General features: G+C 67.6%; 17 protein-coding genes. 11 read left to right on the forward strand and 6 right to left on the reverse strand.

Going from position 1 to position 14,578, the window contains the following annotated elements; translation table 11 throughout:
- The first annotated feature begins 4 nt into the window (after positions 1-4).
- Positions 5-382 carry a DUF4267 domain-containing protein gene (locus tag ACZ6C6_RS08540; RefSeq protein WP_469200440.1) on the forward strand — a complete coding sequence of 126 codons (378 nt, stop codon included), beginning with the start codon at positions 5-7 and terminating at the stop codon, positions 380-382.
- 339 nt (positions 383-721) lie between these two features.
- On the opposite strand, the gene ACZ6C6_RS08545 is transcribed toward ACZ6C6_RS08540, so the two are convergent.
- Together ACZ6C6_RS08545 and ACZ6C6_RS08550 are read right to left on the reverse strand one after the other, a co-directional pair.
- A complete protein-coding gene (locus tag ACZ6C6_RS08545) occupies positions 722-931 on the reverse strand; it encodes a hypothetical protein (RefSeq protein ID WP_469200442.1) in 210 nt (69 codons plus the stop codon).
- Positions 932-1,043: 112 nt separating this feature from the next.
- Positions 1,044-1,526, reverse strand: coding sequence for a MarR family winged helix-turn-helix transcriptional regulator (locus tag ACZ6C6_RS08550; RefSeq protein WP_469200443.1), 483 nt, complete (start codon positions 1,524-1,526; stop codon positions 1,044-1,046).
- A gap of 110 nt (positions 1,527-1,636) precedes the next feature.
- Between ACZ6C6_RS08550 and ACZ6C6_RS08555 the strand changes: the two genes are divergently transcribed.
- The 3 genes from ACZ6C6_RS08555 (at position 1,637) to ACZ6C6_RS08565 (ending at position 3,657) form a co-directional block, all read left to right on the forward strand.
- Entirely contained in the window at positions 1,637-2,428 is a 792-nt protein-coding gene (locus tag ACZ6C6_RS08555; RefSeq protein ID WP_469200445.1) for an SDR family NAD(P)-dependent oxidoreductase, read from the forward strand.
- A 259-nt stretch (positions 2,429-2,687) separates the two neighbouring features.
- Positions 2,688-3,452 (forward strand): type I methionyl aminopeptidase, encoded by a 765-nt coding sequence (gene map, locus ACZ6C6_RS08560; RefSeq protein ID WP_469200446.1) that lies wholly within the window; start codon positions 2,688-2,690, stop codon positions 3,450-3,452.
- A gap of 52 nt (positions 3,453-3,504) precedes the next feature.
- A complete protein-coding gene (locus ACZ6C6_RS08565) occupies positions 3,505-3,657 on the forward strand; it encodes an alcohol dehydrogenase catalytic domain-containing protein (RefSeq protein WP_469200870.1) in 153 nt (50 codons plus the stop codon).
- A 227-nt stretch (positions 3,658-3,884) separates the two neighbouring features.
- On the opposite strand, the gene ACZ6C6_RS08570 is transcribed toward ACZ6C6_RS08565, so the two are convergent.
- The 4 genes from ACZ6C6_RS08570 to ACZ6C6_RS08585 form a co-directional block, all read right to left on the reverse strand.
- Positions 3,885-4,874 (reverse strand): hypothetical protein, encoded by a 990-nt coding sequence (locus ACZ6C6_RS08570; RefSeq protein WP_469200448.1) that lies wholly within the window; start codon positions 4,872-4,874, stop codon positions 3,885-3,887.
- Between the two features lie 307 nt (positions 4,875-5,181).
- Positions 5,182-5,448, reverse strand: coding sequence for a hypothetical protein (locus tag ACZ6C6_RS08575; protein ID WP_469200449.1), 267 nt, complete (start codon positions 5,446-5,448; stop codon positions 5,182-5,184).
- A 149-nt stretch (positions 5,449-5,597) separates the two neighbouring features.
- On the reverse strand, positions 5,598-5,753 hold the full coding sequence (locus ACZ6C6_RS08580) for a hypothetical protein (RefSeq protein WP_469200888.1): 156 nt from the start codon (positions 5,751-5,753) through the stop codon (positions 5,598-5,600).
- Positions 5,754-5,882: 129 nt separating this feature from the next.
- Positions 5,883-6,632 (reverse strand): hypothetical protein, encoded by a 750-nt coding sequence (locus ACZ6C6_RS08585; RefSeq protein ID WP_469200451.1) that lies wholly within the window; start codon positions 6,630-6,632, stop codon positions 5,883-5,885.
- Between the two features lie 465 nt (positions 6,633-7,097).
- Here ACZ6C6_RS08585 and ACZ6C6_RS08590 point away from each other — a divergent pair, with 465 nt between their 5' ends.
- The 7 genes from ACZ6C6_RS08590 (at position 7,098) to ACZ6C6_RS08620 (ending at position 14,519) form a co-directional block, all read left to right on the forward strand.
- A complete protein-coding gene (locus ACZ6C6_RS08590; RefSeq protein WP_469200453.1) occupies positions 7,098-8,081 on the forward strand; it encodes a GNAT family N-acetyltransferase in 984 nt (327 codons plus the stop codon).
- A gap of 578 nt (positions 8,082-8,659) precedes the next feature.
- Positions 8,660-9,868: an alginate lyase family protein gene (locus ACZ6C6_RS08595; protein ID WP_469200455.1), complete on the forward strand. Its 1,209-nt coding sequence runs from the start codon at positions 8,660-8,662 to the stop codon at positions 9,866-9,868.
- A gap of 240 nt (positions 9,869-10,108) precedes the next feature.
- The gene (locus ACZ6C6_RS08600; protein WP_469200457.1) at positions 10,109-11,233 is read left to right on the forward strand and encodes an MFS transporter; all 1,125 of its coding nucleotides are present in this window, start codon (positions 10,109-10,111) and stop codon (positions 11,231-11,233) included.
- A gap of 433 nt (positions 11,234-11,666) precedes the next feature.
- Positions 11,667-12,482 (forward strand): SAM-dependent methyltransferase, encoded by an 816-nt coding sequence (locus ACZ6C6_RS08605; RefSeq protein ID WP_469200459.1) that lies wholly within the window; start codon positions 11,667-11,669, stop codon positions 12,480-12,482.
- Between the two features lie 264 nt (positions 12,483-12,746).
- Positions 12,747-13,331 carry a TetR/AcrR family transcriptional regulator gene (locus tag ACZ6C6_RS08610; protein WP_469200461.1) on the forward strand — a complete coding sequence of 195 codons (585 nt, stop codon included), beginning with the start codon at positions 12,747-12,749 and terminating at the stop codon, positions 13,329-13,331.
- An 83-nt stretch (positions 13,332-13,414) separates the two neighbouring features.
- Positions 13,415-13,717 carry a hypothetical protein gene (locus ACZ6C6_RS08615; RefSeq protein WP_469200462.1) on the forward strand — a complete coding sequence of 101 codons (303 nt, stop codon included), beginning with the start codon at positions 13,415-13,417 and terminating at the stop codon, positions 13,715-13,717.
- A gap of 43 nt (positions 13,718-13,760) precedes the next feature.
- Positions 13,761-14,519, forward strand: a complete 759-nt coding sequence (locus ACZ6C6_RS08620) for an SDR family NAD(P)-dependent oxidoreductase (protein WP_469200464.1) — start codon at positions 13,761-13,763, stop codon at positions 14,517-14,519.
- Positions 14,520-14,578 lie beyond the last annotated feature (59 nt).

Here is a 14,578-nt window from a genome sequence, read left to right on the forward strand (position 1 = left end):
TTTCATGCTCGTCGCCATCGCCACCACTCTGGCCGCCCTGATCGCGGCCGCTGTCGTCCTCGTCGGGGCCCGTTCCGTGTGGGCACCCCGCTCCGCCGTCGGCTTCGGCATCCCCAACACCCGCCCCGATGACCCGGCCATGCGATCATGGCTGGCCATCATGGGGGTGCGCGACATCGGCACCGGCCTGATTCTCGGGGTCCTGCTCATCGGCGCCACCACTCACCTGCTGGGCTGGGTCATGCTGGCCGCCGCGCTGATACCCGCCGGTGACGCGGTAGTTGTGGCCCGCAGCAAGGGGCCGCGCTCCGCCATCTACGGTATCCACCTCGGCACCGCCGCCACCATGGTGGTCATCGCTGCCCTCCTGGTCCTGGCCTGAAGGGCCCAGGGGGAGGGAAACCCGGCCTGGTATTTGTGCGCCGCCCGCCGTGCCACTCGACCGCGGGGCGCCTTGGCGCAGCCCGGCAGGGCCGGTTGTCGCGGTCTCCAGTACCGGCATGGGCTTCAGCACCCAGGCGGTACGGTCGCCGATTCCACCCGCACGGCGGGCGAGCGCAGACGTCAAGGGCCACTGGTTCCGTCCAGCTGTTCAGGCCCTGACCCGCGCCGGCCGGAGCCACAGCTTCATCGCCCGCGAGAGCGGCCCGGATCCGCTGATGCCCGGCCCCGCAGTCGCACTTGTGGATGGCGGGGGATCTCCGCCGCACGCGCGGAGGCATCACGCGGCCTCGTACCGGTGGGCCCGGCCGCCGCGCCACTGGACCCACGAGGGATCGTCGAGGAGCCGCTCGGCATCGGGCAGACCGGCCCTGCGCAGGAACTCGACGACATCGGCGTCGTCGTGGGCGAGTCCCACGATCTGCCCACGGATGGTGACTCTGCGCCCACCGGTGGGGGAGGGATGGTGGATGACGATGGGCGCGCTCATACACCCAGCGTGCTCCTTCACGCCGCCGCCTGCGATTCCGCCGGCCGTACGGGCTCGTGGTGTCCGGCGGCGGGCGGATGCCCGGTCCCGCTGCGCCGGGCTGCGGATCGCGTCAGTGGTCGGACCCCGGAGACGGCTTCCAGCCCTCCTCGGCCCGGATCGCCTTCATGATGCGGCGGCTGATGGCGAGCAGCTGTCGGGTCTGGGCCTGAGTCAGGGTGTCGAAAACCAGCCGGTTGACGGTCGCTACGTGGCCCGGGGCCGCCTGGTCGACCTTCTGGGCGCCGGTGTCGGTCAGTGTCGCGAGGGTGTAGCGCCCGTCGGCCGGATCCGGTGTGCGCCGCAGCCAGCCCTTCGTCTCCAGGCGCGCCGCCGCGCGGGAGAGGCGGGGCAGGGAGCTGTTGGCGTAGCCCGCGAGCGTGCTCATCCGCAGTGTGCGGTGGTCGGCATCGGCGAGCGCGAACATCACCCCGTACTCGAAGTGTGTCAGCTCGGCATCGCGCTGCAGCTGTGCGTCGAGGGCGGCCGGCAGCCATTCCAGGACCGTGGCCAGGGCCGCCCAGGTTTCCAGATCGTCGTCGCTGAGTCGTGACATGGGGGCATCCTAGCGTCATTGACTTGACCAGGAAAGTCATCGGACTTACGTTTCACTTGCTTGAGCAAGTGAAAATCACCAGCGACGCACCACAGGGACGAGCACGACTCATGGATCTGCGACTGAACGACAAGACCGCCTTCGTCAGCGGTTCGACACGAGGCATCGGCTTCGCCATCGCGCACGCTCTGCTGCGCGAGGGCGCCGCGGTCGTCGTCAACGGGCGAAGCGACACCGGTGTCCAGGACGCCCTGCGACGGCTCCGGGCCGAGTTCCCGGGCGCACGGGTCTCCGGCCTGGTCGCCGACTTCGGTGATCCCGCACAGGTCCGGGACCTGCTCGGATCGCTGGGCGACCTCGACATCCTCGTGAACAACGTCGGCCTCTTCGGCCTCGCCCGCTTCGAGGACATCTCCGACGACGAGTGGGGGCGCTACTTCGACCTCAACGTCATGAGCGGTGTCCGACTCTCGCGCCATGTGCTCGGCGGCATGCTCGACAGGAACTGGGGCCGCATCATCTTCGTCGGCAGCGAATCGGGCGTGAACATCCCCGCCGACATGGTGCACTACGGGGCGACGAAGGCGGCGATGCTGGCTCTCGGCAACGGTCTGGCCAAGCTCACGCGGGGCACCGGCGTCACCGTCAACACGATCCTCGGCGGACCCACGTACTCGGACGGCGTCGCGGACACGGTCACCCGGATCGCCCAGGATCAGGCCATGACGGCCGAGGAGATGAAGGCTGCGATCATCGGCGCCAACCGGACCACGCTGCTGCAGCGGTTCATCGAACCCGCCGAGATCGCACACCTCGCGCTCTACCTGGCCAGCCCACACTCATCGGCCACCAACGGAGCAGCGCTCCGCGCCGACGGGGGCGTTCTGACAGCGATGGTCTGAACGGCGTCGGAACGACCACGGACCGCGAACGCCGTCGTCACTCGGAAGGGCGCCGAGCGGCATCGTGCAACAGGACGATGGGTGCCGCGGCAGGGAAGGCCGGGGCGCCCGCCCGCCTGCCGGACGGGGCGCCGCGGTCCGTGTCGCGCCCACCGCCGAGCCCGGCAGTGGGACCACGGGCCACGGGCTGGTGTCAGTAGCGGTATAACTTTACCGGTATAACTTTACCGAATACTCGTCTGTCACCAGGAAGGCCCACATGATCGAGATCTTGAGCCCCACCCAGCTCGTCCGGGCGAGGAGTACGGGGGCGCTGGTCGCCGAGATACTCCGCACGCTGCGCAGCCGTATCTCGATCGGCACGAATCTCCTGGAGATCGACCAGTGGACGCGGAGGATGATCACCGAAGCCGGTGCGCAGTCCTGCTACGTGAACTACGCACCGTCGTTCGGACGCGGACCGTTCGGGCACTACATCTGCACCGCAGTCAATGACGCCGTGCTCCACGCGATGCCGCACGACTATGCCTTGGCCGACGGGGACCTGATCACGCTCGATCTCGCGATCGTCAAGGACGGGCTCGCCGCGGACGCTGCCGTGAGCTTCCTCGTGGGGCGGTCCCGCCCGCCGGAGAGCGTCGCACTCATCGACACGACCGAACGCGCATTGGCGGCCGCGATCTCGGCCGCCCGGCCGGGCGCACGCATCGGGGACCTCTCCCACGCCATCGGCACCGTCCTTTCCGAGGCCGGGTACCCGATCAACGTCGAGTTCGGCGGGCACGGCATCGGCTCGACCATGCACCAGGACCCGCACGTGGCGAACGCAGGACGCCCCGGCCGTGGGTACCCTCTCCGCCCGGGGCTGCTCCTTGCGCTGGAACCGTGGGTAATGGCGGACACCGACCGCCTCGTCGTCGCCGCCGACGGCTGGACGCTGCGCAGCGCGACCGGCTGCCGGACAGCGCACAGCGAGCACACCATCGCCATCACCGAGAGCGGCGCCGAGATCCTGACCCTCTAGGTCCCCAGGCGTCATTGCGACGCTGCGGCGTATCCGGCTGGAGCGCCGCGACCTGCGCCCCGACGACTTTGTCGTCCGGATGGACGGCTGCGGAGTCTGCCACTCGGATCTGCATGCCTTCGAACCCCGCAACGGCCAGGACGGCCTTGTGCCCGGCCACGAATCCACGTGCGTGGTGGCCGAAGTCGGGCCGTCGATTCCCTGATTCGGCGTCGGCGACCGTGTAGCGGTGGGAAACAAAACCACGTCTGCGGGTCGGTAGCGGGTGTGGTCGGGGGGCGGCTCCGGGAGCGGTCAAGGGGGCGACGGCGGTGATGCGGCGGAACGCGACGACGGCACCCACGGCGCCGAGGACGATGAGCTCGCCGTGCTGCCGCGCGAGCGGATGCCCGCCGCCTACCGTGAGGGCCGGGCCTCTGCCCGAGCGGCGGCTCAGGCCCCCCAGGGCGCGATCGGGTACCAGATCAGGTCACGCCGGGCCAGGATCCGCACGTCCCAGTACAGGAGCAGGAAGACGCCCGCCGTGATGAAACCCACCGCCATGAGCGCGGCGGTACGCTTCGGCGAATGCGTCATCCACCGGTGCAGCCGGTCGCCGAGGAAGCCGGTCACGAGCAGGAACAGCACCCCCATGACCAGGATGTTTCCCAGACTCTGAAACACGAAGGCGGCCGCTCCGTACAACACGTTGTGGCTTTCGGCGGCGTCCCGGAACAACTGGCGGAAGAGCGGGAAGGGGCGGCCTATGAGGAAGGCGCCGATCAGTGCACCCATGAACATCATGGGCACGCTGGGATGCTTCTCCGAAACCTTTGCCAGCGGGTCGCGTACGAAGCCCAGAGCGGCCAGACCGAGGTACGTCATCATCGCACCGATGATTCCGAAGACCACCATGGCCTGAATGAGCCGCCCCGAGATGCCGTTGCCCTGGCTGCTCTGGTCGAACTGGGCCATGTCCGTTCCGGTGCTCGCGACCACCGCACCGTACACGGCGGACACCACGACCGTTCCGGCCGCGAGATGTCCCAGCGGTCGAAGCCCGGCGGCCATCCGGCCGCGACGGGAGCGGGCCTGGCCTCCGCTCAGCGGAGCCAGCGCACTGAACACCGCGATGTTGCACGCGGTGAATGTTCCGGCGACGCCCGTGACCAGGGCGAAGAAGATGCCGGCCAAGGCGCTCGTGATTGGGGTGCCCTTGGCGGTGTGGCCCAGCAGTGTGTCCGCGACCGTGTCACCGATGGTCTGGTCGACGAACTTCGCCGACCACACCACCGTCAGGCCGAAACCGAGAACCGCAGCGATCACGAGGACCAGCATCCGTCGGCGGGGCGGGTGCCCGTTGAAGAAGAAGGACGTGGTGGGGTGTCCGGTGGACGCGGATCTGCTCCGCGCGGAATCTAGTGTGGCGGGTATCTGTGCCAAGGCGTGCCGCCTCCCCTGGAAGGAGTGAAGGAGTGGGAGATACGCGGGGAACGTTAGGGGGTGCCGAGGCTTTGTGGCGGGCAGCACCGAGGGTTCAGCACGCAGAGATAAATCCGGCGGATTCGACGTCGGGTCTGTCCCGAATTCCGTCCCTGACGCCGACGGATTGGGCTGTTTCGAAGAAGCTGCTGAAGACCATGTCCTATGTGGCGGGTTTGAGCAGCCGCTCGCACCCCGCCCCATGACGAGTTCAGCGACCGCCTCACCACACAGGACACGGTCTTGGGCCGACTCCGTGGGATCTTTCCTATTCAGCGGCGTCCCACTCTGCCTGCACCCAGGTCAGTTGTAGGTCGCTGAGAGGGGGGTCGAACCCTGCCGGGAACATCAGCATCTTCGGCTGCGGCCACATGTTCTCCGGCCCGTGCTCGTCGCAGTGCAGAGCGAGGAGATGCGGTCCTTCCCCGCAGGACTCGTGCAAGTAGGGGCGGTCATGCGTCTGGCAGAAGTACCCGAACCTCCAGCAGTGATCTTCTTCGGTCGGCTCGTGAAAGCTGGGATCGCGAACGATCATGGTTACCGGCTCCTGCCGGTTGAACCGGGGAATGGGCCGGGGGTCACACCACAGCAGTCGGGGAGGTATCACGAACCCATCCTGCCCCGAGGTGGACCTGTCCGGATCCCTGGGCCGGTGGCCATGCCACATTCACCTCGCAGGCATTCTCATCCGGACCGCACGTTGACCTCGATTGAGGCGCCGCAGTACGACTGGGGCGATAGCAGCAGGGTGCCGTCGAGGACGACGAACCCGGCCGCGAGTTGAGCGCGGGTGTCATCGCACCGCAGGTGGGCCAGGACGAGCAGGGCCTGACGTGGCACGGGAAGCGTCAACACAACCGGACGCGGTGTGTGACGGTGACTCCCGTTTACGGAGGGTTCTTCAAGGCTGAGCCCATGTCAGCTATGGCCTGTGAAAGCCATGTCAGGTTGACAGAGGCTCACTGCCGCTCAGGTGCGTTCTTCTTCGGCGAGCCGCACCAGGACATCCAGGTCCGGGACGTCGAGCGCTGGTATCCGCAGCCAGGCGAACGGGAATCCGTGCGCGCCGCCGTCGACCTCGTACTCCATGCGGAGCATCGCGCCCAGCTCATCCTCATCCTCGGAGAAGATGACGACGCTGTAGCGGCATGAGGTGATGGTCTGCCAGGGGATCTTCGTGCCGTCATGGCGCAACCCTTCCGCCGTGGCGATCAGAGGGCCGAAAACCACCTGGCCGCCAGCCGCGAGTGTCGCTTTCGCTCTGGCGAGATGCAGTTCGGTCACTGGAGCGTTGACGCGCTGAATCAACGACGCGATGTCAGAGGGCGGCGAGGACGACAAGTGGCCGGCGCGGAAGGCGGGCTCCGGCGTGACCACGGGCGGGTCGGCCAGCAGTGAGCCCACGACCGTGCCGTCGGTGAACTCCAGCAGCAGTTCATGCAGCCACTTCGTGATCATCGAACCGCCGGCCACTTCGCCGTCCATGTCGTTGGAGTGCCACATGTGGGCAACCTCCGACCACTGGTAGGCACGGCGCTCATCGCCGTCGGTCAGCACCACGCCGTCATCGTGCACGGCGAGCGTCGCCGCCCGACGTCCGCCAGGTCCGTCGATGTGCGCAGGCAGCGTCCCGTGCGCCGACCCGGCCGGGAAATTCGGCTCGCCCGTCACGGGCACGTGTTTTTCCGGCCGGGAATTCCTTCGCCACCAACCAGCCATGAACCCTCCCTTCACGTCGGCATTCAACAGCGGCGGCGTACACCGAAGTTGGCCACCTTCACCCTGACGATCACACTATCCGGCGGAAAGGATTCGGGGCCAGAGCAGCACAACAAGGGCCTCAGCCCGGGTGGGCCGGGAAGACCTGACATTGCGCGCGCTGCACTCGTTCCGACGAACCCCGAGACAACCGCCGAGGCCAGTAAGAGTTCATGTACCAGAGTGCGCCACCGAAAAAATTTGGCAGCGTGAAAGCTGTCCGGAACATCCAAGGTTCACCGAGCAGTCGCCAGAAGCCCTGCTACCGGGCCGCCCGACATCCAGACCATCTGGTGCCGGTCACCCATCCCGGTCCTGCACCGACCGGTTGAACTCGCCCAGCCACCACCGCCGAGAGGGCTTCTTCAGCAGCTTGAATCATGAACAGAGTGGCGGACCTGCCTCGAAGTTCGAGATGATCCGATCATGTCGGATGTCACGCCAGAACAAAGCCTTCCGAGCGGCTTCGGGTTCCGGCCGTATCGGGGGGACGAGGACCACGGTCCCATGGCCGCGGTGCGGCTGGGATGCGTCGAACGGGACCGGGTCGATGCCCGTTCCGTTGTGGAAGGACTCCCGACAGCGGCCGAGATCGCCGAGGCCTCTGCCAAGCTGGACGAGCCGTCCAGGAACCAGGTTCTGGTGGTGCGCGAGGGGAGCGTCGTCGGCTACTCGACGATCCGGTGGTGGCAGGAGCGAGACGGTACGTGGCTGTACCTGCACCGCGGTTACCTCTTGCCCGAGCATCGCGACCGGGGCATCGGATCAGCCATGCTGCGCTGGTCCGAAGCGCGGATCCGTCAGCTCGTCGAGGAACATGGCACGGCGCGGACCGCAGTGATCGGCGCGAACGCCACGGTCTCCGAGCAGGACGCCACGGCGCTTCTGCTCGCAGCCGGCTACCGACGTGTCTTCAGTCTGGTCGAGCTGGAGCTGGGCGATCTGCAGCAGTTGCCCGAGCCGGTCAGCGAACTCCCGGCCGGGGTGCGGACGGGGCCGATCGGGATCAGCCACTACCGTGCGGCCTGGAGGACGGTCGTCGATTCGTATGCGGACACCGGTTTCACTCAGAAGTGGTCCTTCCAGGACTTTGTCGACACCGCCGACCCGGCGTGTTGGAGGGCTGCCTGGAACGGGCAGGACATGCTCGGCGTGGCCCTCTGCTCCATCCGCAGCCACGATCACACCGTCGGCGAGGTGGAAGAGCTGAGTGTTCGAAAGGACCAGCGACGCCTCGGAATCGGGCGGATCCTGCTGCTGGACGGGCTGCGAAGCCTACGCGAGCAGGGTGCAACGACTGCCAGGTTGTTCACGGGCACGGCGAATCCGCACCGGTCCTACGATCTTTACGAGAGCGTGGGGTTCCGGAGACAGAACGAGTATGTCCGTTACCGCAAGCCGCTTCCCTGACTGACCAGTCATTGGGTTGACCGGTCAGTCCGCAGAAACTGACTATTTCTCATCGCGCGGATGAACGACGGCGGGCCCCGGCGAGGTCACATCCCGCCGACGGTACGAGCCCATGCCTTGGCCGTCGGCTACGTCGTACGGAAGGGACGAGGGCGCGACGCGCTGTGTCCTCGTCCACCAGGCCGCTCCTGCTGTGCCTGCCAGTGCGGTGGCACGCGTACGGGCAGGCCGCCCTTCATCGCGATGGTGCGGGTCGACGCACAAGGCGCGACGGACGGCGCCGCTTGCCCGGCGAGCGGAGCTGGCCAAACCGGATTCATGGCCCCGAACCGTAGATCCAGCACCGTGACTGTCCCAGTGCTCCGGCGGCCGTCAGGGAGCCGTACCGACTGATGCCAGGGAGCACCGCTTGGCCCCCTCTGGCGTTCAAAGCGTCGGCGGAGCCTGCTCGTTGGGCAGTCCCTCGCGACCCTTCGCGTGATCCCTTGACGAGGACACTGGTCTACACCTATGGTCACCGGCCAACACCTCGTTCACATAGGTGCCCCCCATTTACGCCGATGAACGGATGTACCCCCATGCAGGCTCGTCACAAACGGTCCCGAGTCCCCCTTCTTGTCGCTCTTGCCACCGCGGTTACGGCTGCGGTCGCCGGAATCGCCGTCTGGCCCGGAGCGGGCGGCGCCGACGCCGCGCCCGCCACCTTCGCGCACCCCGGAGTCACCGTCTCAAAGGGGCAGTTGGACCTCGCCAAAGCCAAGATCGATGCCGGGGCGCAGCCCTGGAAGGACGCCTTCGGCCAGATGATGGCGAGCAAGTACGCCGACCTGAACCGGACGCCCCAGCCCCGCGCCACCGTCGAGTGCGGGTCGTACTCCAACCCGAACTACGGCTGCACCGACGAGCGCGAAGACGCGATAGCCGCTTACACGGATGCGCTCGCCTGGTACTTCACCCGCGACGAGCGGTACGCGAAGAAGTCGATCGAGCTCATGGATGCCTGGTCCGGCACGATCAAGGAGCACACCAACAGCAACGCACCGCTGCAGACCGGCTGGGCAGGCTCCTCCTGGCCCAAGGCCGCCGAGATCATCAAGTACACGTACACAGGCGGCTGGGCGAACGAAGGCCGCTTCCGGACCATGCTGCGTGACGTCTACCTCCCGAAGGTCATCAGCGGATCGAATTCCAACGGCAACTGGGAGCTCTCGATGATGGAGGCAGCCGTTGGCATCTCCGTCTTCCTGGAGGACAAGACGTCCTACGACCAAGCCATGGCCAAGTTCCGGACGCGCACCGCCGCGTACGTATATCTGCCCACGGACGGCGCGTTGCCCAAGACCGTGCCCAGCCAGAACCTGGACACGAAGGCGAAGATCGTCAACTACTGGCAGGGTCAGTCGACCTTCGTGACGGGGCTGACCCAGGAAACCTGCCGCGACTTCACGCACGCCGGGTACGGCATCTCCGCCATATCCCACATCGCTGAGACGAGCCGCATCCAAGGACAGGACCTCTACACCACCGATGTCGGCGAGCGGCTGCGGCAGGCGCTCGGCTTCCAGTCCAGGTACGAACTCGGCGAGGTGCCGCCGAGCTGGCTGTGCGGTGGCACCGTCAAGCGTGGCCTCGGGCCGATCACCGAGGTCGGCTACAACGCCCTGCACACCCGCATGGGCACGGCCATGACCAACACCCAGAAGCTCACCGAGCAGCAACGGCCGGCCGGGTCCAACAACCTGTTCGTGGCCTGGGAGACGCTGACTCATGCGGAGAATCCGAACTAGTAGAGGCGGCACGGAAGTTCTTGAGGCGGTTGGTGGCCGCCGTGCCGGCCCCTGCGGGTCGGTCAAGTGTTCCCGTGTCCCTCATCGCAGGTGAATGCGGTTGCGGTGTACCCGCAAGCCCGGTGAGGTACCTCCATGAACGGTTCCACGGAGGGGATGCAACGGGCGGGAGCAGGGGAAGGCCGCAGAGTCGTGCCACGGACGTCTCCATGGCGTGGGCCGGCGGTGCTCGGGGCCCTGATGCTGGCGGCCTTCACCTTCAACACCGCGGAGAACCTGCCGGTGGGCCTCCTTGAGGTCATCTCCGGCAGTCTGCGGGTGTCCGTGTCAGCGGTCGGACTCCTGGTCACCGGTTATGGCGTGACCGTGGCAGTCGCGTCCGTGCCGCTCGCTCACGTCATGAGGGCAGTGCCGCGACGCCATGTACTCATCGGGCTGCTGGCCGCGCTGGTCGTATCCAGTCTGGTCGCGGCAGCGGCGACTTCGTACTGGATGCTCCTCGTGGCGCGGCTGCTGACTGCGCTCGCCCAGGCGCTGTTCTGGGCCGTGATGGGGCCGGTCGCGGTGGGCCTGTTCGCGCCCGCGGTCCGTGGTCGGGTGGTCGGAGCGCTGTCCGTCGCCGGTTCGCTCGCGCTTGTGCTGGGTGTTCCCGTCGGGACCTGGCTGGGGCAGCAGAGCGAGTGGCAGGTGCCCGTCGCTCTGCTGGCCGGCTTGGGGCTCGTCTCCCTCGTGACGATCGCCGTCGTGCTACCGACCTCGCCGCCGGGAGAGGAGCCTGCCGCCTACGGGACCAGCCCCGACGCCCGCCGGTTCGGGGTCGTGCTGGCAGCCGGAACCCTGTCCGCAGCCGGGGCGTTCACGGGATACACCTACGTCGTGAAGTTCCTGGGCGACGTGAGCGGCTTCTCCCCGGGCGCGGTCAGCGCCCTCTTCGTAGCTTTCGGGGTGGCGTGTCTCGTCGGAGTGAGCATCACCGGGGCAGTGCTGGACCGACATCCACAGACCGCGTTGACCAGCGCCGTGATCACGCAGGCGGTGGGGATGATCGGTCTGTACGCGGTCGGCCGCGATCCGGTGGCCGCGGTGGTGTTCCTGGTGCTGATGGGCGGTGCACTCGGGCCGGTGTTCATGACCACCCAGAACGCGATGCTTCTTTGCGCTCCGGGCCGCACGGACATCGCACTCGCAGCCAACTCCGGCCTCTACAACGCCGGCATCGCGGCGGGCGCCGCTCTCGGCGGGCTGATCCTTCCGCATGCCGACGTGCGCGGCACCTTCCTCGCCGGCGGCCTGATGACTGTCATGGCCTCCGCGGTGCTGCTCAGCTGGCGACTTCTGCGTCAACGGCCTGAGTCCAACGGGTAGCGCCGTTGTCATCGGGGGACAGGTGGCTTCTTCCTCCAGTTGTCGGGGCGCGTGCCCTCCCAGGCCAGGCCCGCCGGGGCATGAGCGTGATGGAGGCCCAGTACGGGTGGGCTTCGGAGAGCTGGGACAGACGTTCGCCTCGGCCCCGCACCTGCCGGGCATTTCCGATGCCCTCACCAGCACCACTATGACCGGGGAACGGCGAACCCTCAAAGACACGTACACCGGAGTCGACAGCGACTCCGTCGTCGAGGTTCTGGCAGGCATGGAGCCGTCACCGTCACCCGCATGCGGTGAACCGCGGTCAGGCGCGCGATGTCGGGCCGAAGCGACCCGCGAACCAGGGTAGGTTCGCACTACACAGTGTGTTCAAATGGCTTTGTCCAGAGCGCTGTTGTGTGAATCGAACGTGCCACCATGCGAAGGAGATCGTGTGTTCCCCAACGGGTCATTCGAACAGGGAAAGCCGCACCCGGCGCGGGTCTACGACAGCCTCCTCGGTGGCAAGGACAACTACCCGGTGGACCAAGCCGTCGCGGAAGGCATCGCCGAGCGCTGGCCGGAGATCCAGCGCAGTGCGCAGCAGAACCGGGCATGGATGGCGCGCGCCGTACGGCACATGGTGAAAGAGGGCGGTGTCACACAGTTCCTGGACATCGGCACCGGGATCCCCACCCGGCCCAACCTGCACGAGATCGCTCAGGGCTTGGCGCCGTCGGCCCGGATCGTCTACGTGGACAACGACCCCGTAGTACTGCGGCACGCCGAGGCGCTGCTCACCCCGATATCGCCAGAAGGCCGCTCGACCTACCTGCAAGCCGACCTGCGTGACCCGCGCGCGGTACTGGAATCGCCCGAGGTCACCGAGACACTCGACATGACACGTCCGGTGGGCCTGGTCCTGGCGGCGATCCTGCACTTCCTCGACGAGGACGAGGACCCGGCGGGCGTCCTGAGCGTTCTCGTGGACGCTCTTCCGCCCGGCTCGTACGTCGCGTTGTCCCATGCCTGCGGTGACGCAGATCCCGTGAGGGCGGCGGAGGCATCGGCCTTCTACCGGCAGAACAAAGTGTCCAAGCCCGTGGTGCTGCGCACACAAAAGCAGATCGAGGAATTCTTCACGGGACTGGAACTACTGGAGCCGGGCGTAGTGACCGTCGACCGCTGGCGCCCGGACGCATCGGTGTCGGAGGGGCCTGACGACATGGGGTTCCGCGGCGGGCTGGGCCTCAAGCGCAAAACCGCCTGAGGAGGGAGAGGCGTCGCCGACCGACCACGCTGGTCTGGACGCATGGTGAACCCCCACGGCCGGGGCGAGCGGGCGTGAACTACTACCCCGGCCTCGCCGCCGCAGCGGTCACGCACCCGGTCCCCGAGACCTGCCCGAGGCGGTAACCGCCCGATCGGCGGCGGACGGGCCCGGCCGGGGCGCCAAGCTGAGAACCCTCGCGATCGATGCCCCGGCGCTGGTTTTATTTGACCGATCATTCCAGAAAGGCTTATGGTCCTCGGTGTGGCCAGGACCAAGGAATTCGATCCGGACGTCGCGTTGCAGGCGGCCCTTGAGCTGTTCTGGCGGCGCGGCTACGAAGCGACGTCATTGACGGATCTCGTCGAGCATCTCGGCATCGGTCGCGCCAGCATCTACGCGACCTTCGGCAGCAAGCACGAGCTGTACCTGAAAGCCCTGGACCGGTATGCCGAGACGCGCGACCCGGCGCTCCTTGCAGAGCTGTCCCAGCCAGGCCCCGCGCTGCCTGCGGTGCGGGCGGTAGTGCGCCGCTTCGCCGCAGAGGCCATATCCCCGGAGGGGCGGCTGAACGGCTGCTTCGTCACCAACACCGCGGCCGAGCTCGCGCCGCACGACCCTGCGGCGGCCCGCCGCGTCGAGATCAGCTGGGAGCACGTCGAGACCCTGCTGCACTCCGCTCTCGTACGGGCTCAGGCTCAGGGCGAGCTGCCCGAGGAACGCGATCCGCGTGCGCTGGCCCGCATGCTGCTCGTCCTGCTGCAGGGGATACGGATCGTCGGCAAGGCGTCGATCGGTCCCGGCCGGGTGCGGGACGCGGCCGAACAGGCCCTGGCTCTCTTGGACTGACTCGCATCGAACGAATCCAACGGGCTCGCTTTCGCGTATCTGAATAATGGACCGATCGGTCAAAAATCGGGAGGATGGCATGCATGACCGCCCCAGGCGCTGCCCGCGTCGCCACCATGCGGCAGCGACGCACCTTCGTCCTCCTCGGTGGCGTCCAGACCACACTGATCTTCACGCTCGCCATACCGCTGCCGGCCTCCTTCGCCGGAGCCGCCACGCTCGCCCTCGATGGCGTGTCGCAGCGGCGGGCCGGGCTCGCGGGCGGCGTGCTCGACACCGCGACGGAATGCCGCCCGGCCGTCCTGTTCGCGATCCTGCTCACGCTCGGCCGCGATACCTCGTCTCTCGTTCCAGAAGGGGCGCTCTCGCAGCCCGTGCCCTGCTGAACCACCACACCAAGTAGTCCATCACTCATGGGAGCCTCCGCAAATGAACCGCTTCACCGGCAAGACCGTCCTCGTCACGGGCGCAGGCTCCGGGCTCGGCCGTGCAATCGCGCTCGCCTTCGCCGCCGAGGGCGCATCCGTGGTTGCCGCGGGACGCACCGCGGTCTCCCTGGACGAGACGGTCGGTCTCATCGAGGCCACTGGCGGCACGGCCACCGCCGTCACCGCCGACGTCACCGACTCCAGCCGGCTTCAGAACCTCGTACGCGAGAGCGTTGCCCGCTTCGGCGGACTGGACATCGCGGTCAACAACGCCGGCATACTCCGCGGCACTGTGCCCGTCGGTGAGGTGAGCGAGGAGGACTGGGACGCGGTGCTGCGAACCAATGTCACCGGTGTCTGGCTGGCCATGAAGCACGAGATCGCGCACATGAAGCGAAACGGTGGCGGCGCCATCGTCAACATCTCCTCCAACCTGGGCGCACACCTGCGCATCCCGAACCTTGCCGCGTACATCACCTCAAAGGCGGCGGTCTCCGCACTCACCCGCGCCGCCGCTCTCGACCACATCCACCAGGGGATCCGCATCAACGCGGTCAGCCCCGGCGCCTCCGCTGCTCCCATGTCGCTGCGACCCGGCGAGACCGAAGCCGACCGTGCCGAGCGAGTGAAGACACAGAACCCCCTCGGCCGGGTCGCGGAAGCCGAAGAGGTAGCGGCCGCGGTGCTCTACCTCGCCTCACCTGCAGCCGGCGCGGTGGTCGGCGCCGACCTGGTCATCGACAGTGGATCCTCGGCCTGACGGTTCGCAGGCTCCGGCGTCCCTCAGCCGGGGACGCGCCGCAGCAGCGAACGGCTGGC

This window comes from Streptomyces sp. NPDC041814, assembly GCF_055590565.1.